We start from the raw sequence: 20,460 nt of genomic DNA, 5'->3' as shown, positions 1-20,460 counted from the left end.
TAATGACCTTGAAAGCGAGGACGATTCAATGCATACGATTCAGATTCCGGTCCGCTACCAAGAGACCGACATGATGGGCATCGTCTATCATGCGAACTATTTAGTCTATCTCGAAATCGCTCGCACTGAGTTATTGCGCGAGCTTGGAGTTGAGTATAAAGACATGGAACAGGCGGGCTTCGTCTCTCCGGTGACGAACGTCTCGGTCGACTATAAAAAGAGCGTCACGTTCGGCGACACGGTCCACGTCCGGGTATGGGTCGACAGCTATTCGAAGATTCGGACGGTCTATGGCTATGAGTTGACTGATCAAGACGGACATCTCGTCGGTTCGGCAAAGACGACCCACGTCGTCGTCAAACAGGGCGATTTCAAGCCGGTCCGTCTCGACCGCGAGTTTCCAGAGTGGCATGACATGTATATGCGTGTCATGAGTCCCGTCACATAACAGTGGTTCTTTTGTACCGTCAGTATGGTATCATATCTTGACGGTATTTTTTGTACAACGAAAGGGGAAGATCGCATGCGAAAACCATCTCTGTTGATGGTATGCTGCGCCTTGACGCTCACGTTGGTGGGCTGTAACACGAGCAACCAAAACGAAACGGAAGAAGCCGATAACAAACCGGCTGAAACCGAACAACAAACAGAAACTCCGGCCGCTGCGCCGACGGATACAGAAGACGAAGTGGTTGAAGAAGCTCCGGCGACTGAAGCCGAGCCACCGGCTGAAGACAAGCCTGCGGAAGAACCGGCGGCAGACGAGCCTGAGGCCGAAGAAGCACCTGTCGTGGAGGCACCGCCTGCAGAAGAACCGGCCCAAACGCCGAGCGAGCCGCTCGAGCAGAACGGGACCGCGAACGTGAACCTCGACACGCTCATCCTTGTGAACAAACAAATCGCCTTGCCGGCCGGTTACAAACCGAACGACCTCGTGACGGCGAACGTCGACTTTGTCGACACGGCGACCGGGGAGCGGAGAATGCTCCGTAAAGAAGCGGCACAAGCGATTGAGAAGTTGATGGCCGGTGCGAAAACGGCCGGAATCGATTTGAAAGGGACGAGCGCATTCCGCTCATACGACTATCAAGTACAATTGTTCAACGCCTACGTCGCCAAAGACGGGAAAGAACAAGCAATGAAGTATTCGGCGCCACCGGGCCATTCTGAACATCAGACGGGACTCGCCATCGATGTCTCGAGCGCCTCGGTCGGGTATCAATTGACGCAGAGCCTTGAGCAGACTAAAGAAGGCAAGTGGTTGGCTGACAACGCCCATAAATATGGGTTCATCGTTCGCTATCAACGCGCCTACGAGGGGCAGACGGGTTATATGTTTGAACCGTGGCACTTACGCTATATCGGGGTGGAGCATGCGACGACCGTTCATAAGACGAACGTCCCGTTCGAACGCTACCTCGAGCAATTAATGAATTAAGGGGAATCGCGATGCCTTATTTGACAGAAATCATCATTATCATCATCAGCTATCTGCTCGGTTCAATCCCATTCGCCCTCCTCGTCGGAAAGCTCGGCTATAAAGTCGATGTCCGCGAGCACGGGAGCGGGAACTTGGGCACGACGAACACGTTTCGCGTGCTCGGGAAGAAAGCCGGTACGATCGTCCTATTAGGCGATATGGGGAAAGGTTTGGTCGCGGCGTTATTGCCGCTCCTATTCGGGAGCGAGATGAGCCTGCTCCTCGCCGGAATTCCGGCCATCATCGGCCACTCCTATCCCATTTTCGCCAAATTTAAGGGCGGAAAATCGGTGGCGACGAGCGCGGGAGTTCTGCTTGCGGCGTTCCCGTGGTTTTTCGTCGTCGTCGTCGGCACGTTCATCGTGACGTTGCTCGTCTCAAAGATGGTGTCGCTCTCGTCGATGGCCGCCTCGGTCGTCGGACTCGTGACCGTCGTCGCTTATGGCATCATCGCCAAAGACTGGTTGCCGCTCATCGTCATCGTCCCGCTCGCCTTGTTCATCATCATCAAGCACCGCTCGAACTGGCAACGAATTCGTGCGGGCACGGAACCGAAAGTGCCGCTGTTTCAAAAGCGAAAAGGCTAATGATTCGGACCACCTCATCACCCTCTGAACGTGGGTAAGGAGGTGGTCTTTATTTGAGGAGGAACAGACATGTTAGATTGGTTAGATGCTATAAGTGAGTTAAACTATATCGAGGATTTACGTGACGTGAAGTCAGATATAAAGACGTTGTACATCAGTGGAGAAACAAAAAACCTGGAGTTGTTAACGAATTTTAATCAAGTTGATCATTTGTATGCACGTGTCGTAAACCAGAAACAATTTGATTTGTTGATGACCGAGTTCAAGTTTAAGTCTTTATGGGTGTATGGTCTCCGGGTGGCGGATTTATCTGCGCTCGAGTCACAAACGGAGCTTGAGACACTCGTCCTTCAATGGAATACGAAAGCCACTGAGCTTTGGGATTTGTCTAACCAGTCACAACTAAAGCAAGTTGTACTCCATGATTTTTCGAAGTTGCGTTCGATTGCGAATCTGGCGAGTTGTACGTCGCTCGAGTATTTGGATCTTTCAGGCGGGATATGGAACACATTAAAAATCGAGACATTGGAACCGATTCGTTCTTTGAAGAACCTACAAGAATTATATATGTCGAACATCCGAGTCTTAGACGAATCACTTGAACCGTTGACTGACCTTGAGTCGCTACGGACACTAAGTATCTCAAATCAATTCAAAACAGAAGAATTCGCCATGTTGTCAGTCAAGTTGCCGAACGTGACATGCGACTTGTTCGTCCCGTTCGTTCGGCTCGAGCAACCATTTGATGGAAAAGATGTAATGGTGGTCGGTAAACGAAAACCATTCCTGAACAGCGTGTCAGATCAAGCGCGCTTGCGAAAAGTGGAACAACAGTTTCGTGAGTTACAGAAACAATTTGAGCAATAACACATCCGCAATTAGATGATTGTTGTGGATTTCCGTTGATTTTTGCCGAAAAGTCCAAAAAAATTGTTGGATTTGCCCGTTCTTTACTTTCTGTTTACGTTAAATTTACATCCGTTCGCTACACTGAAAAAGGAAGCGATATTTGCGGAGGAGGCAGGGAAGTGTCTTTAATTGGAGAAGAACGTAAACAAAAGATTGTTGAATGGATTGAGCGGGAAGGCAAAGTGAAAACAAGTGAGTTGATTGAACGGTTGAACGTCTCGGGGGAGTCGATTCGCCGCTACTTAGAAGAGCTTGAGAAAGAGCATCGCATCAAGCGGGTGTATGGCGGGGCGGTGCTCCATCAGAGCGTCTCGTTCCAACCGATGATGATTTCGAACATGGACGGGATACGTCGCATCGCCTATACGGCGTTTCAGCTCGTCGAGGACGACATGTTGCTCTATATCGGACACGGTGTCGCCCCGGAGCAAGTCGCGGCCAGACTGCGCGGACGGAATTTGACCGTCGTCACTCCGTCGCTCATGGTCGCCAAGGCGCTCTTTGAGCAACGGGCCAAGGGCGTATTTACTGGCGATATTCAATTGCTCGGCGGGACGATCGACCCGAAACATCTCGTCACCGTCGGCGAGCACGTCCTGCAGCAACTGAAGGCGTACGTGTTTGATATGGCCATTCTGTCTGTCGAGGGCGTCGATGCCTCGCTCGGTTTGACGTGTGATGCCCATGGTCTCTCGACTGTGACGCAGGCGGTACTCGATCAAACGCGTCAATGTTACTTGCTCGCCGACCATACGCAGTTCAATCAACAAAAACGCTATCGGGTCTCCGACTTTTCAAAGGTGACGACCATCATCTCTGATTTTCCGGAACCGACGGATTGGAAGCGCGCCTTGGCGGAACATGAGGTCGAGTGGCGCTTCGCACCATAACGAGGAGGGATTTCATGATTGAAGTGATTGTGACAACGTTGACCGAAGCCAAGACGGCTGAACGGTTCGGGGCGGATCGGCTCGAATTGATTGCCGACATTCCGGCCGGCGGGACGACCCCGAGTTTCGGGACGATTCGGAACGTGCTCGAACAGGCGACGATTCCCGTTCACGTCATGATTCGCCCCCATGCGGATTCATTCGTCTATAACGAGGAAGATGCGGAGACGATTTTGGCAGATATCGGACTGTGCCGTGAGCTCGGGGCCGATGGCATCGTCTTCGGGGCGTTGACGAGCGAGGGTCGCATCGATGAGGCGCTGCTCGGAGAAGTGATTAAACATAAGGGCGAGATGGCACTCACGTTCCATCGCGCCATCGACGACGCGGCCGATTTGATGGACGCGATCACGGTGTTGAACGACTTTCCGGAAGTCGACCACGTCCTGACGTCCGGCGGGCAAGCGACGGCACTTGAAGGCATAGACCGATTAAGTGCGATGCATGAGGTGGCGGAGATCAACATCCTCCCGGGTGCCGGCATCACGGCCGACAATGTGGCGCAGCTGATTGACCGGCTCGGCGTTGATTTCGTCCATGTCGGGAGCGGTGTGCGCACTGACGGCCGCTTGGATGAGCACAAGTTCAAGGCGATCAAACAACAGATGGTACGCTAAAAACAGTCGTCTGACTGTTTTTTTGCTATAATGAAGAAAACGATACTGTAGGTGAAGTCATGCAATCATCAGTCTATAAACAATTTGCGCTCCGAATGTTGTCCGGTAACTGGGGCATCTCGCTCCTCGCGGTCGTTGCGACGATGCTCGTTCAGGCGGTCATCACGACGCAGCTCGATTTGGAATCGACCGACCCGAGCGTCCTGTTCGTGTCAATCGGCCTGCTGTACGCGGCGACCGTCTTGCTCGCGCCGCTCGAACTGGGACGCAACTGGGTGTTCCTCGATATCGCCAAAGCCGAGAAGCCATCGTTCGGGCTCTTGTTCGATGCGTTCGGTTCGCTTAAAGATTACGTTCGGTCCGTCACGTATTATGCCGTCTTTTATCTCGGGTTGAACGTGCTCATGCTGTTCTTGATCGTCCCTGGTGTCTGGTTCTATTTGACGTATCGCATGGTCCCGTTCGTGTTACGGGACCAACCGGAACTGTCTGCGTTTCAAGCGATGCGGGAAAGCCAGCGTCTCATGCGCGGCCATAAACGGACGATGTTGCGCTTGTATGCGAGTTTCATCGGCTGGTACGTCCTCGTCATGTTCACGGGCGGATTGGCCTATATCTTCGTACAGCCTTATATCAGTACGGCGCTCGCCGGGTTATATCTCGAAATCAAGGCACAGACAGATGCAAACGAACAACCGGTCGGCTCATGAGCCGACCGGTTGTTTTTATGTGCCGTGCCGATCCGACTTTTGTGGGTCGGGGGCGGCGCGGAACTCAGATTTTTCTTCTTTTGAGGCATGTTCATGCCATTTCTTCGCTTGTTCCGTGGCGATCGGAATCGCCTTTTGATCGGAGTATCCTTGGGCGAGCAAGGCGTTGGCGATATCGATGGCTTTCTTTTTGACGAGTGGGTCGAAATTTTTCAGTGATTCCGGATAGTCTTTCATATTCCATGGCATCTGTCATCGCTCCCTTCTGTACTACTAATTCCACGAGCGGGACGATTCAAACGTCTTGATGCATGTAGTATTCGATGAGCGCCTGGGTCCCATTCTCGCCGTAGCCGTTCTCTTCGAGGATGGAGTACAGTTTATACGCCAACTCGAGGCTCGGCAGTTTGATGTTCAATTGTTCGGCGCTCTCGAGGGCGAGTTTCATGTCCTTCAGGAAATGCTTGATGAAGAACCCAGGGGCATAGTCCTCGACAATCATCCGGGGAACCAAATTCTCGAGCGTCCAGCTACCGGCGGCACCGCCCCGAATCGTCTGGCGCAGTTGATCGGGGTTGAGCCCGGCCCGTTTCGTGAAGGCGAGCATCTCGGCGTTGCCCATCATGATACCGGCGATGGCAATCTGATTGGCAAGTTTCCCGTATTGGCCGCTGCCGGCATAGCCCATCCGTTCAATCGATTGGCCCATCGCCTCGAACAGCGGTCGTGCCTTCGTGAAGGCGTATTCGCCGCCGCCGACGAGAATCGACAACGTCCCGTTCTTGGCACCGACGTCACCGCCCGTGACCGGTGCGTCGAGCGGGAGCAAGCTGCGATCGATTGCGGCCTCGGCGATCCGTTCGGCCAAGAGCGGCGAAGACGTCGTCATATCGATGACGAGCGTTCCCGGTTCGGCCGATTGCAAAATCATCCCGTCGCCGAAATAAAGGCTCTCGACATCAGACGGGTAACCGACGATGGTGATGACAGCATCGGCGTTATGACAGACGGCTTCGACCGAATCACACCAACGGACACCTTCCGCCAATAAATCAGCCGCTTTCTCTTTCGTCCGCGTATATGCTTGGACTTCGAATCCTGCCTTCATTAAGTTTCTGACCATCGATTGACCCATCACACCGAGTCCGATAAATCCGACTGTCTTCATAGTTGATTGCCTCCTAAAAGTTGTTGTTTCACGAGTCGTTCATAGAGCGCGTTGTCTCGAAGCAACTCTTGATGCGTTCCAAGCCCGCTGATGCCGCCGTCCTCGAGCACGACGATTTGGTCGGCATGTTGGACGGTCGAGAGCCGGTGAGCGATGACGAGTGTCGTCCGTCCTGTCATGAGCCGGTCGAGCGCCTCTTGGACGACGCGCTCGGATTCCGAGTCCAGGCTAGACGTCGCCTCGTCGAGCAGTAAGATTTGCGGGTCACGTAACAGCGCCCTGGCGATGGCGAGCCGTTGACGTTGTCCGCCCGATAGGCGGACGCCGCGCTCGCCGATTTCCGTGTCGAGTCCGTCCGGCATCGCCTCGATGAACGACCAGGCGTTGGCCATATCACAGGCGTGACGAATCTCATCCTCGGTCGCGGTCCGGGTCAAGCCGTATAGGATATTTTGCCGCACCGTCCCGGATAGGACGGGTGAATCTTGGGCGACGTAGCCGATGACTTGTCGCCATTCATTTCGGCCATATGTGGCGATGTCCCGGTCCCCATAACGGATGAGACCGCTCGACGGGAGGTAGAACTGCTCGACGAGGGCGAACAGTGTCGTTTTTCCGGCACCGCTGCGCCCGACGATGGCCGTCGTGGCACCGAACGGGACGGTGAGCGACACGTCGTCAATGACAGGTTGGTCACCATAACGGAACGTGAGGTCCTCGAATGAGAGCGACGACTGTCGAATCGTCGACGGTTCATCGGTATACGGTTCCGGCTCGACGGCGAGCAGCTCCGAGATTCGTTCCGTTGCCCCACGTGCTTTCTGGAGCCGAGTGATAAACTCCGTCATCGTGATGAGCGGCGTGATGATTTGGAACAAGTACAGCATGAACGCGAGCAACGAGCCGGTCGACAAGGCGCCGGTCGAGACCCGGTAAGCCCCGAAGCCGAGAATGGCGATCAGCATCGCCGTCAACGTGACGTTCAAGAGCGGAATCAGAATCGCTTGAATCCGTCCCTCGCGCACACCGAGACCGAAAAGACGTTCAATCCGGCGTTTTCCTTCTGCTACCTCGACGGATTCGGTCGCCTGTGATTTGACGAGCCGGATCTCGCCGAGCAGTTCAGCGAAGAACCCTGACAAATCGCCGAGTTCATGTTGCGTCGCCTTGGCGATTTTCCGAAGTTTACGTCCGAGCGGGATGACGATGAGGAGCGTCGTTGGCACCGAGAACAAGATGACGAGCGTCATCTGCCAATCGAGCGTGAACAAGATGCCGACGGCGCCGATGACCGAGACGAACGACGTCAAGAGACGAACGCTCTGTTCGGACAAGAGCTGCTGCAACGTCGTCGTATCGTTGTTTAACCGCGAGACGAGATCCCCTGATTTGACGCCATCGTAGAACGGGATCGGCAGGGCGACAAGATGCTCCCATAACGTCGTCCGCAAATTAGCGACGACCCGTTGTCCAACGATATGTAACCAGTAAATCGAAATCGCGCTCGAGACGACTTGAATGAGAAACGCCGCAATAAAAATGGCGACGAGGCGGGCGTCGAGCGCGGCCTCGCTCCAATTGTCGACGACGCGTTGCAAGATGAGCGGGATGGCGAGTGACGCCATCGCTTGAAGCAATGAAATCAATACGGCACCGATAAATAGACCTTTCGGTGGTCGAGCGACACGGAACAAGCTCAAAAACGCTTGCCATGTGGATGTGGACTCCATGATACGTCCCCCTTTCCTATTAACTTTCGCTGTTTCGAAAACAAGTGTCAAGACGTCGAATCGTACACCGGAATAATGCTAGAATGGAAACAGAGGTGAAGTCGCATGAAATGGATTCATACGGCCGATTGGCATTTAGGTAAAATCGTCCACGGCCGCCATATGACAGAAGAACAACAAATTATTTTATTTGAATCATTCTTACAGATTGTCGATGAGGAGAAACCTGATGCCATCGTCGTCGCCGGTGATTTATATGACCGGGCCGTGCCGCCCGTCGAGGCCGTCGACTTGCTCGATGAGATGTGGCGTGCGCTCGTCCTCGAGCGAGGCATCCCGGTACTCGCCATCGCCGGCAATCACGATTCGGCCGAGCGGCTCCAATACAGCTCCAAGCTGTTGACGAAAGTCGGTCTCCATATCGTCGGAAAATATGATCCGAGTGCTGGACCAATCGTCGTGAACGAAATCCCATTCTATTTGATGCCGTTCCTCGAGCCGGCACGTATCCGTTACGCGTTCGGCGACGAGTCGATTCGGACCCATCATGACGCGCTCGCCGCAGTCGTTGACGCTTATGGGGTAATCGATGCACGAGCGGTCGCAGTCGGTCACAGTTTCGTCGCCGGCGGACTCGAGACCGATTCCGAGCGACAACTGTCCGTCGGGACGGCCGGGCAAGTCGCGAAAGGACTATACGCCCCGTTCGGATATACGGCGCTCGGACACTTGCATAACCGCGACGCCATCTGCGACGACCGGATCGCATACAGCGGGTCGCTCATGAAATATTCATTCTCCGAGGCGGCCCATGTGAAATCGGTCGACATCATCGAGTGGGACGGGACATGGACACGACGTCGGCGTCCGCTCACAGCACGCCGTGACTTGCGCATCTTGACCGGTACGCTGAACGAGCTGCTCGACCCGTCGTTTTATCAAGACGAGGCTGTAGACGACTATTTGAAAATCGTCTTGACCGATGACCGTGCGTTATTCGACCCGATGGCGAAGTTACGGACCGTCTATCCGAACATCTTACACCTCGAACTCGAGTTGTTGCGTCGCCAAGACCAGACGTCCCGTTTCGAACGTGAGAAGCTCGAACGGCAATCGGTCGAGGATGTATACATGGACTTCTTTAAAGCCGTCCACGGCCGCGATGCCGATGTGACGGTGCAACGTTTCTTAGAAGGGGAGGAATCGATTTGAGACCGGAACACTTGACCATCACCGCCTTCGGTCCTTATGCCGAGACGGAACAAATCGATTTCACGCAGCTCGAGGGCCGTTCGATGTTCGTCATCAGCGGCCGGACCGGTGCCGGCAAGACGACGATTTTTGACGCGATGACGTTCGCACTCTATGGTCGGGCCAGCGGGGCGCTCCGGAACGCCAGCGACTTTCGAAGCCAATATGCGGACCCGGAACGGAAGACCGAAATCGACTTCTCGTTCACGATTCGTGATGAACGGTATCGCATCGTCCGTCAGCCGCAACAACCGCATCCGAAAAACAAGACACCGATTCCGCACGAAGCGGTGCTCTATGAATGGAAGGACGCCTGGAAGCCGCTCGCGACGAAAGTGAACGACGTCGAGCAGACGATTGAATCATTGTTGCAGCTGAGCTATGAGCAGTTCAGTCAAATCTTGCTGTTGCCACAGAACCAGTTCCGTCAGCTCCTCGATTCCGATTCGACGAAGAAGCAACAGATTTTGCAATCGATTTTCAAGACGGAGGCGTACCGCGCCTTTCAGGAAGATTGGATCGAACGTTACGGCAAGTACCGAAAACGGGTCGAATGGGCGGTCGAGACGACGCGTTTGAAACTGTTAGAACTCGAAGACGAGGCCGTCGAGGACATGTCGACCCGCAACTTGCCTGACATCGTGACGTGGCTCAACGCCCGGGAAGAGCGGCTCTTGGCGGCGCGGGACACGCTACAGGCACAGCGCCGGACGGGTGAGGAACGGCTCGAGGCGCTGCGCCGAGACGTGAATCAGGCGACCGCGCTCGCCGAGTTGATGGAAGAGCGGGACGTGCGCGCGACCGCGCTCGAGACGTTCCGCCAAGCGGCAGAGGTACGCGAACAACGCCAGGCGCTCATCTTGCGACTTGAACAAGTGGCGAGCGTCAGCCCGCTCTATCAACGTACTGAAACGGTGCGTCACGATATCGAACGGTTGACCCGTGAACGAAATGTATCCCGTCAACGCGATGAGGTCTACACGAAACAGTTGGAGGAGTTGCAGGCAGAAGCAGAAGCCATCACGACCATGCGCCAAGAAGCGGAACGGGCCACAAGTCGCGTCCATGCGATTGACGAGATGTTGCCATACGTCGATGAATGGCACCGCATGACGAGACGTCGAGATGACTTGAAACGCCAGTTGGAGCCGCTCGGTCTGTTTTCAGATGAAGCGCGTCTCAAGGAGCTTCAAGCGACCGAGGGCAATCTTACGGCCAAGCTCGAGAACGCACCGGCACCAGACCAGCTCGTCGAGGCCGAACGACTGTATAGTCAACTCCAACAGCAAGCTCGACTCGAGGCGAAAGTGGCAGAGGTCATGGAACGACTCACCGCCTGTGAACGGAACGGGAAGGACGTCCAACGGCAATTCGCGGCCCAGACGGAACGGGTCGACCAATTCGTCGAGGCCGAGCATGCGCGCATGGCCGACACGCTGCGCGAGCGACTCGAAGCGGGGGAACCTTGCCCAGTCTGCGGTTCATTGACCCACGGACATGTCGAGCGAACCGAGACGTCCATCGACCAAGCGGGTCATCGCTCAGCGGTCGAGACGCTGAAGCGGATCGAGGCCGACCTGCATGAAGCTCGGGCGGATTATCGGGCGCTCAAACGCCAACTCGATGAGCTGATTCGTGAACGCGATCTCGCTCGGCTCGAGTTGAAGCTCGACGGTGCAGTCGACACTGCGATGCAACACCAAGACGCCCGCGTCCGACAGTTGCGGCAACAGACTGAAGAACGACTACGGATGGAGCGTCACTTGCGCGCGACCACGACCGAATTGAAACAACTTGAGACTGCCAAGCGTGAGCAGGCGGAGAAACGGCAACAGCTGTTTGAACAGCTCCAAACCGTCCAAGAGAAGCTCCAGTCGATGCGTCAACCTGATGGGACGACGTTAGAGATGTTACAGACCGAGCGGAATCAGCTCGCGACACGACTCGCCCACATTGAACGAGATGTGACGGCGTATGAACGTCGGCTTGAAGAATTGAATCGATTGAAGTGGGGGGAAGCGGAGCGACTCCGTCTCCTCGGGGAACAACTCGAGTTCGAGCACGTGCGCTTATCCGAAGCGACGGCTGAACTGGAAGCCGCTCTCGAGAAGGTCGAGTTGACTGAAGACGTGTTCAAAGAGTATCGCGCGCGCGTCGAGCAACTGCCCGAACTACGCGAGCGCCAAGCGACCGAGCTTGAGGAAGGTGTCCGACTCGAACACGCCGTCAAGGCGCTGAACGAGAAAATCGGGGACCGTCCGCGGCCAAATCTAGAACAGCTCCAAGAGCGATTGAACGAAGCGATTCGTTCGTTCGAAGCGCTGTCCGAACAACTCGTCACAGCGGACGGGCAATTGAAACGCCATCGCCATATCGTCACCGAATGGAATATGCTCCGGGAGAAGACGGATGAGGATCAACGGAATCTGGAGACTGTCAAATTGATTGCCGACACCGGACGCGGACTGAATCCGCAAAAGTTGACGTTCGAGACGTACGTGCAGACGGCGTTCTTCGATCAAATTCTCCATGCGGCCAACGTCCATCTTGATCAAATGACGAGCGGACAGTTCCAATTGGAACGAAAAATCGAGACGGCGAAAGGAAATGCCAAGTCCGGTCTCGAATTATTAGTCTTTGACGCCTATACCGGACAGTCACGCCGGGTGCAAAACTTATCGGGTGGCGAAGGGTTCAAGGCATCGCTTTCGCTCGCCCTCGGATTGGCCGAGGTCGTCCAGCAGTTGAGTGGCGGGGTCAGTCTCGAGACGATGCTAATCGATGAAGGCTTCGGGACGCTCGACGCCGAATCGCTCGATCAAGCGATTGAACTGCTCATGTCGCTACAATCGAGCGGCCGGCTCGTCGGGGTCATCAGCCACGTCCAAGAATTGAAAGACCGGGTCGATGCCCGGATCGAAGTCAAGAAATCAAGGAGCGGGTCAACGATCCAGCTCATCGTGGAGTGAGACCGATGAAACATATGGAAACGAAAACAACGCTAGTGACCCACCTGCAAGAGGCGGGTATCCGACGAGGGGACGCACTGTTCGTCCACACGTCGTTATCAAAACTCGGTTGGGTGTGCGGCGGTCCCCAAACGGTCATCGAAGCGCTCCAAGAAGCGGTCGGACCGGACGGGCTCATCATGATGGCGACCCAGAGCGGGGACAATTCAAATCCAGCTGAATGGGAAGCCCCGCCGGTCCCCGTCGAATGGTGGCAGACCATCCGTGACGAGATGCCAGCGTATGACCCGGCGAAGACAGCGACCCGAGGGATGGGTCGAGTCCCAGAGCTGTTCCGCTCATATCCTGATGTGTTCCGAAGCGACCATCCGATGTGGTCGGTCGCCGCATGGGGACGGGACGCCGAACAAATCGTGGCCGGACATACGCTCGACGTCGGTTTCGGTCCAGGTTCGCCGCTCGAACGGATGATTGAGCGCGATGCAAAGATCGTCCATCTCGGTTCGCCGCTTGATGCGACGACGCTGTGGCATTATGCCGAATACGGGATTGATGGGCCTGTGAAGCCGTTCGAATGTGCATTAATGGAGAACGGTCAACGGGTGTGGAAGTCGTTCGAGCATACTGACGTCAACAGTGACCCGTTCGGTCCCATCGGCGAAAATATCGTCAAGCGGGCGGACGTCAAGACGTTCACGATTCACGAGGCGACGTGTTACATCATTCCGTCGGACACGTGGGAGCCGGTACAACATGCGCTTGTCGCCTTGCGGAGCTGGCTCCGGTGAGACGGCTGATGCGAACTATACTTAGGAGAGGGGCACTGCGATGAATCGCTGGGTCAAATATGTGGGAATCGCTGTCGGGGTGTTGGTTCTCGTCGCGTTTCTTGCCGTTGTGGGCATCTCGGCCCATATCGGGGATCAATTGACGTCACCTGAACGAGAGACGTTGACGTTCACCCCGAAGACGTTAGGCGTCAAGTATGAGAACATCACGATTGAATCAGAAGATCAACAAGATTTATACGGCTGGTGGATTCCACACCCGACGCCGCGCGCGACTATTGTCTTCGCGCATGGCTACGGGAAGAACCGGGAACAAACTGATTTGCCGCTCAAAGAATTGATTCCGGAATTCCATGAGCAAGGGTATCAGTTTTTGACGTTCGATTTTCGTGGCTCCGGTATTTCAGAAGGGGACCGCGTGACGGTCGGGGCGAAGGAACAATCCGACCTCGCTGCCGCCATCGCCTATGCGAAAGAGCGCTCGGACGGGCCGATCGTCCTGTTCGGCGTCTCGATGGGTGCCGCCACGGCGCTCGCGACAGCTGACGACACGGATGTGGCCGCCGTCATCGCCGATAGCCCGTTCAGTGACCTCCGTGGTTATCTCGAGACGAATCTTCCGGTGTGGAGCGATTTGCCGAATTTCCCGTTCACGCCGGTCATCATGACGGTGACGCCTTGGTTCACGGGGCTCGATGCGGATTTAGTGAAGCCGATTGACGATATGGCTCAAATCGAGGCACCGGTGTTATTGATTCATAGTCAAGGTGATGATGCAATTCCCGTAAGCGAGAGCGAGCAATTGGCCGCGGCCGGCGAGGATGTCGAGCTGTGGGTGACCGAGAATGACGGGCACGTGCAGTCGCATCGCTCGTTCCAAACCGAATATCGACAGACGGTATTCGAGTTTTTAGAGCGTGTGTTGTGAACGAGGAGTCTGGGGAAACCTGGACTCTTTTCGTGAGAAGCGTCATCGGTTCGGCGTCAATCAGTAAAGTGAAACCGATTGGAGTGGGCATATGGCGAAGATTCAACATAAGGACGTAACGATTGAACTGTTCCCAAGAAAATATTCAGAAACAGGGGAAGACGTGTTCATCGCTTCTTTGTTCACAATCGAAGTAGAACAGCTATTCATCTTCAAGTTTTACGGGTCGTTGCTCCTTGAATCGGAGTTCCAAGATCTTTTGTTTCATATGAGAACGCTGCTAGATGGCACCTCGGACAAGTATCTACTCGATCCGATCGAACCGTATTTCGTCTTGAGGATTGAGCGGAAGGCGGATGAATCATATAAGTGGACGTTTTGGGCGAGGACTGGACCGAAGCGGGTGGATGCATTCTTCTTCCCGAAAGAGGAGATGGAGCGGTTCTGTAAACATTTGGAGCAAGAGATGACTGAAATCTTGCCGCCACCGTTTCTACCTTGACTCACGTTGAGACAAGTAAACAATTAGGAACCAGTCACATATTCGATAAATTTGCTGGAACTAATGAATATTGGAGTGAAAGGTATGGAGACGATTTCGTTAAGGTTCTGTTTTGAAGAGGACATTGGGACAAGAAGTCACGCAGAGAACTTTTTGGAATTGTTGAATCAGTTCGAGGTACAACTATCAAGAGTTGGATTTTTCGAGCCGGTCAAGCAATCGTTCACTAAAGAAATATTTAAGGAAATGTGGATTGAAGGACTCGAGGATACTTATAGTTTTATCGGCAGATTAGAGAAGCGGAAGAGCTACATGAATATTTACCCTCGAGGCGGATTGCCAGGCAGTGCAGGCTTTCACTTTGCAATCAGTAAACAGCAATTTCAGTTAGAACAAACCAAATGGACAGACTTGTTTCGTTTTGTATGTGAGACGTGGAGACCTTATCGGGCATCGATTGAACTAGATTTGGATCGGGACGTTTTTGTCGATACAGACCAACTTTTAAACGAGACGATGTTCTGGACGCATGAACGGGATGATTTCTGGTTCTTAAAAGTGCGTGAGGTGAGTTGGATTAACTATTGGAGTCACGCCTTACTAGAGCATGGACACATCGAAACGGTTGAAGCGTTTGATTGGGTAGCGGTTGATTTTGGAGCGGATGGAGCGTACTTTCAATTGACCGAAGCTTTCGACGACCTATACTTCGTGGCAAGACGCGAAGCGGCCAGGACGCATATCGGACCCGGCGTATTATTGAAAAAAGTGATAGATGAGGACTTGATGCTAGAAGCGGAGCGGCTACGTTCTACTGACTTCTCGCTCGATGACATTTGAGGTAGAAGGAGCGACTGAAATGGAAGAAAAAATAGAACAATTTGTAAAAGATGTATACGCGACTGTCGTACAAGATGCCCTTTCAGGCTATAAGGATATGTATGTAGAAGAAGTATCGCTATCAGATACCGACCTGTACAGTCATGCGATTCACATGTATCAACAGATGAATCCAGAACAACAAAAGTTGATGATGCATATCATTGAAGTCGTGATGGTGGATACGGTCTCTCACGTCTTCGGATTGATCGACGGTAGCTCGGGACTAATTGATTCAGACATTGAAGCGACATTATTGCTCGATGATGTGGACACAGAAGGGGAACTGCAAGATTCCTTCATTGGCTACTTGCAAGAGGAAGACTTGTACCCGTGACGGATACAAAATTGATTTTAAGGGGCGCAACATGCGCTCCTTTTTTGTTATGATTAGTTATGAAAAGGAAAGAAAGAAGGTTTTTCCATGGACGTCACAGCATTACTATCGTTTCTGTTGCTCGGAACGCTCATCGGGATATTGAGCGGATTCTTCGGCATCGGCGGCGGAATTTTACTCACGCCTCTCCTGCTCGTCTTCGGATACGAGGCGAGTGCGGCCATCGCGCTCAGTCTCATGCTCACGCTCGGATCGACGACGGCCGGCACAATCTCCCACATCAAATTAAAAAACGTCAACCCGAAACATGCCCTCTTGATCGGTGCGTTTGGGGTCGCCGGCACGTGGGTGGCGACTCCGCTCGTGTTATATCTCGAGACGCTCGACGGGGCGAAACCGGTCATCTCGCTGGCCTATATCGCGCTGTTGACGTATTTCGCCGTCTCGTTCTTCCGTTCGAAACAGCATGAGGAGGGCAGCGTCGGTTCGGAGTCGGTCCCGCGCCTTGGCTTCATTGGATTGTTCGGCGGATTCATCTCATCACTCATGGGTGTCAGTGGTGGCTTCGTGTTGACACCGCTTCAAGTCAAATTGCTCAACACCGAGATGAAACGGGCCGTCGGGACGAGCATCGCCGCGGCGTTCCTCATCGTCGTCTCGGGTGTGATCAACTATGCTGTCGCCGGCGCTGATGTGAATTATTGGCATGGTATCGCCTTAATCGCCGGGGCGATGATTGGTTCGCCGATTGGGGCGAAGCAGTTGCAGCGGTTCAGTTCGCAACTCGTCAAAAAGGCGCTCGGTGGCTTCTATGTCGCCGTCGCCATCAGTGTTGCTCTCAATTTGCTCGGCTATAATGACATTTCACTCGGACTGCTCGTCGTGCTCGCGCTCTCATTCATCGTCGCGCTGTTCATCCGACCGCGGTCGAAGTAAAGGTAAACCCTCGTCTATGGACGGGGGTTTGTTTGTGGAGACGAGGCTACGATATCCCAATCAGACTGAAGCAACATACCGGGCCTTAGTTATTCGTTCAGTACAATAAAAAACCCCGTCCGAGGACGAGGTTCTAACGTCTAGCAATATGGTCAATGTTTTCCTGAATCTCTCCGACTTTGCTCTTCGCTTCACGGAGACGTTCTTCGAACGCCTCGATGTCGCGTTTTTCACGCCGCGGTTTGTCTTCCCCGTGGCGTTGTCCTTTCGGCGAGCGATGGAGATGGGTCGCTTTGACCAATCGCTTGCGAAACGTTGAATCGCTCATAAGGACACCCCCTTCCATACTATATACGTTCCACCTCTACTTTCCGATGAAACGTTTGAACCTTCAAGAAGCGAGGGTTCGACGTATTTGCGGGTTGGTCGAGACTTTATAGGCGATGGCTGCCGCTAAAATCGCTTTGATCAAATCACCGACGATGAACGGAATATTCACTTTGAGCGCATCGATGAACGTCATGCCGAACACGGCTTGAAGGCCGAGACTGCCGAGCAAATAGACGAGTCCGAGTCCGACTAAGACGTTATAAACGACGAGGGCAGGGAACGAACGATGACGTTTCGATAACCATCCAATCAAAAAGGCCGCAATCGGGAAGGAAAGCAGATAGCCGACCGTCGGACCGACGAACGGCGCAAGTCCGCCCGAACCGCTCAACACCGGTAATCCGATTAAACCGAGCAAGAGATAGACGACGACAGCGAGTCCACCTTTTTTGGCCCCAAGGATCGAAGCGACGGTCATGATGCCGAGCATTTGCAGTGTGATTGGCACAGGGCCGATTGGGATAGCGATTGAACCGATGCTCGCGAGCAGGGCGGCGCCGATAGCGATTTGCGTTAAATCATGAATCTTCATTATGTAAACCCCTTTTCCGTTAACGTTAACTAAAATAAGGTTAACATCATTGGGTAAGGTTGACAAGCATAAAATGAGCACCTGGTCTTAAGTGACCAAGTGCTCATTTATTCAAGCGCGCTGTGGCAGTTTTCCTGCCGCCTCGTTTAGTTGGGTCCGAACCGAGTCGAAGCCCGTCCCGCCGTAGCTGTTGCGGCGTTTGACGGCCGTCACCGGTGAGAGTGCCTCGTAGACGTCCTGTTCAATCAATCCAGAGTGGGCTTGATACGTCTCAAGCGGGAGCTCCGCCAAATACAGCCGATGGTCGATACAGTAACGGACGAGTGTCCCCGTCACTTCGTGCGCCTCCCGGAACGGCATCCCTTTCGCCGTCAAATAGTCGGCGAGCTCGGTCGCGTTCGAGAAATCGCGCTCGGTCGCTTGTTTCATCGTATCGGTATGGAACGTCATGTCTTGAATCATGCCAGCCATGATACTGAGGCTGCCTTGGACCGTCTTGACGGTGTCAAACATGCCCTCTTTGTCTTCTTGTAAATCTTTGTTATAGGCGAGCGGCAAGCCTTTCATGATAGTGAGCAGTCCCATCAGATTGCCGACGACCCGTCCCGACTTCCCGCGGACGAGTTCGGCCATGTCCGGATTTTTCTTCTGCGGCATCATGCTCGACCCGGTCGAGAACACGTCAGAGATCGTGATGAATCGATACTCTTCGCTGCTCCAAAGAATCAACTCCTCACAAAACCGGGACAAGTGCATCATGAGGAGCGATGCGTTCGATAAAAATTCCAAGATGAAATCACGGTCGCTGACGGCGTCCAAGCTGTTCGGATACACGTTGGCGAAGCCGAGCAGTTCGGCCGAACGGTGGCGGTCGATCGGGAACGTCGTCCCCGCGAGTGCCCCGGCACCGAGCGGGCTCATGTCAATTCGTTTCAAGCTGTCACTGAAGCGCTCCTTGTCACGCTCGAGCATCCAGAAGTAGGCGAGCAAGTGATGGGCGAGCGAGACCGGCTGGGCCCGTTGCAAATGCGTATAGCCTGGCATGATCGATTCGACGTTCTTAGCGGCGTGGTCATAGAGCGCCGTCTGCACGGCCTCAATCCCTTCAATCGTTTCAAGGACACGGCGTTTCAAATAGAGGTGCATATCGGTCGCGACCTGATCGTTCCGGCTACGGGCCGTGTGCATCTTGCCAGCGACCGGACCAATCTCTTCATGCAACAACGCCTCGAGGTTCATATGGATATCTTCATGGAAGACGTTGAACGTCAATTCGTTCGCTTGCGCCTTCTTGGCTAGCGTCTTCAAACCCGCGACGATTTGCGCGACTTCGTCCGTCGTCAAAATGTGTTGCTCCCCGAGCATCGTCACGTGGGCGATGCTCCCTTCGATATCTTCTAACACGAGCTGGGCGTCGAAATGAATCGAGGCGCCGAACTCATCGACCCATTCACTGGCCGTCTGTTCGAACCGGCCGCCCCATAGTTTACTCATGCACCATCGTTCCTTTCTCGGCGATCACTTCCGCCTGGACTTTCGTCGGCAGTCCCCAAAGTTTGATGAAGCCGACGGCCGCTTGTTGGTCGAACGTGTCGGCTGACGTATATGTCGCAAGATGCTCGTCATAGAGCGAGATCGGTGATTTCCGCCCGTCGACGATGGCCTGTCCTTTGAACAGCTTCATCCGGACCGTACCCGTCACCGTCTGTTGTGTCTCGTCGATGAAGGCGAGGAGTGCCTTCGTGAGCGGTGAGTACCAGAGACCGTTATAAATCGTCTCTGTCAACTTTTGTTCGACAATCGGTTTGAAATGGGCGACTTCCCGAACGAGCGTGAGCGCCTCGAGTGCTTGGTGTGCCGTGATGAGCGTCATCGCACCAGGTGCCTCATACACTTCCCGCGATTTGATGCCGACGACCCGGTTCTCGATGTGGTCTATTTTCCCGATACCGTGCGCCCCGGCAACGATATTCAACTGCTCGAGAATCGATGTGAACGTCGCCGCTTGTCCATTCATGGCGACCGGGATTCCAGCGTTAAATTCGATTTCGACATACGTCGGTTCGTTCGGTGTGTCTTCGAGTTGCGCCGTCAATTCATAGGCGCTCGCAGGTGGAGCGGCCCAAGGATCCTCAAGGATGCCACATTCGACGGCCCGGCCCCAGATGTTTTGATCGATCGAGAACGGTTCTTCTTGGACGATCGGGATTGGAATACCGTGTTCGGCCGCATAGGCGATTTCTTCTTCCCGTGACCATTTCCACTCCCGGACCGGCGCGATGATTTCAAGCGACGGGTCGAGCGCATGAATCGACACTTCGAACCGGACTTGGTCGTTCCCTTTCCCCGTGCATCCGTGGGCGACGGCGATGGCGCCTTCGGCTTGAGCGACCTCGACTAGCTTTTTCGAGATGAGCGGGCGCGATAGGGCTGAGACGAGCGGGTAGACGCCCTCATACATCGTATGGGCCTGCATCGAGTAACGGGCGAAATCGTTGACGAACTCATCGACCGCATCGATGACGACCGATTTGATGGCCCCGACTTTGAGTGCCTTCTGTTGGATGCGCTCCAAGTCTTTTCCTTCGCCGACGTTCAAACAGCAGGCGATGACGTCATACCCTTGTTCATCCAACCATTTGATTGCGACCGATGTATCAAGTCCACCTGAATAAGCTAATACGAGTTTTTGTTTCATTTCCTTACACCCCTTATACATAATTATTCATCTGTATTTATAAATATACGAATTACTCTAACGTATGCTTCTCCGTAAAGCAACCTTTTTGGCAAAAAA

22 protein-coding genes are annotated in these 20,460 nt (G+C 53.9%); 15 read left to right on the top strand and 7 right to left on the bottom strand.

Going from position 1 to position 20,460, the window contains the following annotated elements; translation table 11 throughout:
* Nucleotides 1-28 precede the first annotated feature (28 nt).
* The 7 genes from KNO58_RS08230 (at nt 29) to KNO58_RS08200 (ending at nt 5,253) form a co-directional block, all read left to right on the top strand.
* Nucleotides 29-448 carry an acyl-CoA thioesterase gene (locus tag KNO58_RS08230; protein ID WP_021067569.1) on the top strand — a complete coding sequence of 140 codons (420 nt, stop codon included), beginning with the start codon at nt 29-31 and terminating at the stop codon, nt 446-448.
* Between the two features lie 75 nt (nt 449-523).
* Nucleotides 524-1,438: a M15 family metallopeptidase gene (locus KNO58_RS08225; RefSeq protein ID WP_214752991.1), complete on the top strand. Its 915-nt coding sequence runs from the start codon at nt 524-526 to the stop codon at nt 1,436-1,438.
* 11 nt (nt 1,439-1,449) lie between these two features.
* Nucleotides 1,450-2,067: a glycerol-3-phosphate 1-O-acyltransferase PlsY gene (gene plsY, locus KNO58_RS08220; RefSeq protein WP_214752989.1), complete on the top strand. Its 618-nt coding sequence runs from the start codon at nt 1,450-1,452 to the stop codon at nt 2,065-2,067.
* 69 nt (nt 2,068-2,136) lie between these two features.
* Nucleotides 2,137-2,934 carry a leucine-rich repeat domain-containing protein gene (locus KNO58_RS08215; protein ID WP_214752987.1) on the top strand — a complete coding sequence of 266 codons (798 nt, stop codon included), beginning with the start codon at nt 2,137-2,139 and terminating at the stop codon, nt 2,932-2,934.
* 161 nt (nt 2,935-3,095) lie between these two features.
* Nucleotides 3,096-3,866, top strand: coding sequence for a DeoR/GlpR family DNA-binding transcription regulator (locus KNO58_RS08210; protein WP_214752985.1), 771 nt, complete (start codon nt 3,096-3,098; stop codon nt 3,864-3,866).
* Between the two features lie 14 nt (nt 3,867-3,880).
* Nucleotides 3,881-4,543, top strand: a complete 663-nt coding sequence (locus tag KNO58_RS08205) for a copper homeostasis protein CutC (protein WP_214752983.1) — start codon at nt 3,881-3,883, stop codon at nt 4,541-4,543.
* 59 nt (nt 4,544-4,602) lie between these two features.
* Nucleotides 4,603-5,253 carry a DUF975 family protein gene (locus KNO58_RS08200; protein ID WP_214752981.1) on the top strand — a complete coding sequence of 217 codons (651 nt, stop codon included), beginning with the start codon at nt 4,603-4,605 and terminating at the stop codon, nt 5,251-5,253.
* Nucleotides 5,254-5,268: 15 nt separating this feature from the next.
* Here KNO58_RS08200 and KNO58_RS08195 read toward each other — a convergent pair whose 3' ends face one another.
* The 3 genes from KNO58_RS08195 to KNO58_RS08185 are packed head-to-tail and all read right to left on the bottom strand — an operon-like array spanning nt 5,269 to nt 8,151.
* Nucleotides 5,269-5,502 carry a DUF2188 domain-containing protein gene (locus tag KNO58_RS08195; protein ID WP_214752979.1) on the bottom strand — a complete coding sequence of 78 codons (234 nt, stop codon included), beginning with the start codon at nt 5,500-5,502 and terminating at the stop codon, nt 5,269-5,271.
* 46 nt (nt 5,503-5,548) lie between these two features.
* A complete protein-coding gene (locus KNO58_RS08190) occupies nt 5,549-6,421 on the bottom strand; it encodes an NAD(P)-dependent oxidoreductase (protein WP_214752977.1) in 873 nt (290 codons plus the stop codon).
* Nucleotides 6,418-8,151, bottom strand: a complete 1,734-nt coding sequence (locus tag KNO58_RS08185; protein ID WP_214752975.1) for an ABC transporter ATP-binding protein — start codon at nt 8,149-8,151, stop codon at nt 6,418-6,420. The genes KNO58_RS08190 and KNO58_RS08185 overlap by 4 nt, the downstream gene beginning before the upstream one ends.
* 105 nt (nt 8,152-8,256) lie before the next feature.
* Here KNO58_RS08185 and KNO58_RS08180 point away from each other — a divergent pair, with 105 nt between their 5' ends.
* The 8 genes from KNO58_RS08180 (at nt 8,257) to KNO58_RS08145 (ending at nt 16,741) form a co-directional block, all read left to right on the top strand.
* Nucleotides 8,257-9,363 (top strand): exonuclease SbcCD subunit D, encoded by a 1,107-nt coding sequence (locus tag KNO58_RS08180; RefSeq protein WP_214752972.1) that lies wholly within the window; start codon nt 8,257-8,259, stop codon nt 9,361-9,363.
* Nucleotides 9,360-12,371 (top strand): AAA family ATPase, encoded by a 3,012-nt coding sequence (locus tag KNO58_RS08175; RefSeq protein WP_214752970.1) that lies wholly within the window; start codon nt 9,360-9,362, stop codon nt 12,369-12,371. Before KNO58_RS08180 ends, KNO58_RS08175 begins: the two co-directional genes overlap by 4 nt.
* Before the next feature lie 5 nt (nt 12,372-12,376).
* Complete coding sequence (locus KNO58_RS08170; RefSeq protein WP_214752968.1) at nt 12,377-13,159, top strand: AAC(3) family N-acetyltransferase; 783 nt, start codon at nt 12,377-12,379, stop codon at nt 13,157-13,159.
* Nucleotides 13,160-13,199: 40 nt separating this feature from the next.
* Nucleotides 13,200-14,087 carry an alpha/beta hydrolase gene (locus KNO58_RS08165; RefSeq protein ID WP_214752965.1) on the top strand — a complete coding sequence of 296 codons (888 nt, stop codon included), beginning with the start codon at nt 13,200-13,202 and terminating at the stop codon, nt 14,085-14,087.
* 91 nt (nt 14,088-14,178) lie between these two features.
* On the top strand, nt 14,179-14,589 hold the full coding sequence (locus KNO58_RS08160) for a WapI family immunity protein (RefSeq protein WP_214752963.1): 411 nt from the start codon (nt 14,179-14,181) through the stop codon (nt 14,587-14,589).
* An 84-nt stretch (nt 14,590-14,673) separates the two neighbouring features.
* Nucleotides 14,674-15,429: a hypothetical protein gene (locus tag KNO58_RS08155; protein WP_214752961.1), complete on the top strand. Its 756-nt coding sequence runs from the start codon at nt 14,674-14,676 to the stop codon at nt 15,427-15,429.
* A 19-nt stretch (nt 15,430-15,448) separates the two neighbouring features.
* Nucleotides 15,449-15,805, top strand: a complete 357-nt coding sequence (locus tag KNO58_RS08150) for a transposase (protein ID WP_214752959.1) — start codon at nt 15,449-15,451, stop codon at nt 15,803-15,805.
* A gap of 87 nt (nt 15,806-15,892) precedes the next feature.
* Nucleotides 15,893-16,741 carry a sulfite exporter TauE/SafE family protein gene (locus KNO58_RS08145; RefSeq protein ID WP_128122401.1) on the top strand — a complete coding sequence of 283 codons (849 nt, stop codon included), beginning with the start codon at nt 15,893-15,895 and terminating at the stop codon, nt 16,739-16,741.
* 133 nt (nt 16,742-16,874) lie between these two features.
* Here KNO58_RS08145 and KNO58_RS08140 read toward each other — a convergent pair whose 3' ends face one another.
* The 4 genes from KNO58_RS08140 to KNO58_RS08125 form a co-directional block, all read right to left on the bottom strand.
* Nucleotides 16,875-17,069 carry a hypothetical protein gene (locus tag KNO58_RS08140; RefSeq protein WP_214752957.1) on the bottom strand — a complete coding sequence of 65 codons (195 nt, stop codon included), beginning with the start codon at nt 17,067-17,069 and terminating at the stop codon, nt 16,875-16,877.
* A 63-nt stretch (nt 17,070-17,132) separates the two neighbouring features.
* Nucleotides 17,133-17,663, bottom strand: a complete 531-nt coding sequence (locus KNO58_RS08135; protein WP_214752955.1) for a biotin transporter BioY — start codon at nt 17,661-17,663, stop codon at nt 17,133-17,135.
* A 111-nt stretch (nt 17,664-17,774) separates the two neighbouring features.
* Nucleotides 17,775-19,157, bottom strand: coding sequence for an argininosuccinate lyase (gene argH / locus KNO58_RS08130; RefSeq protein WP_214752953.1), 1,383 nt, complete (start codon nt 19,155-19,157; stop codon nt 17,775-17,777).
* Nucleotides 19,150-20,361 carry an argininosuccinate synthase gene (locus tag KNO58_RS08125; protein WP_214752951.1) on the bottom strand — a complete coding sequence of 404 codons (1,212 nt, stop codon included), beginning with the start codon at nt 20,359-20,361 and terminating at the stop codon, nt 19,150-19,152. The genes argH and KNO58_RS08125 overlap by 8 nt, the downstream gene beginning before the upstream one ends.
* Nucleotides 20,362-20,460: the final 99 nt, after the last annotated feature.

Origin of the sequence: Exiguobacterium sp. J17977, assembly GCF_018616375.1 — a bacterium.
Classification (GTDB): domain Bacteria; phylum Bacillota; class Bacilli; order Exiguobacteriales; family Exiguobacteriaceae; genus Exiguobacterium; species Exiguobacterium mexicanum.
Note: the sequence above shows the minus strand (reverse complement) of the source record. Positions and strands in the feature narration are given on the sequence as shown.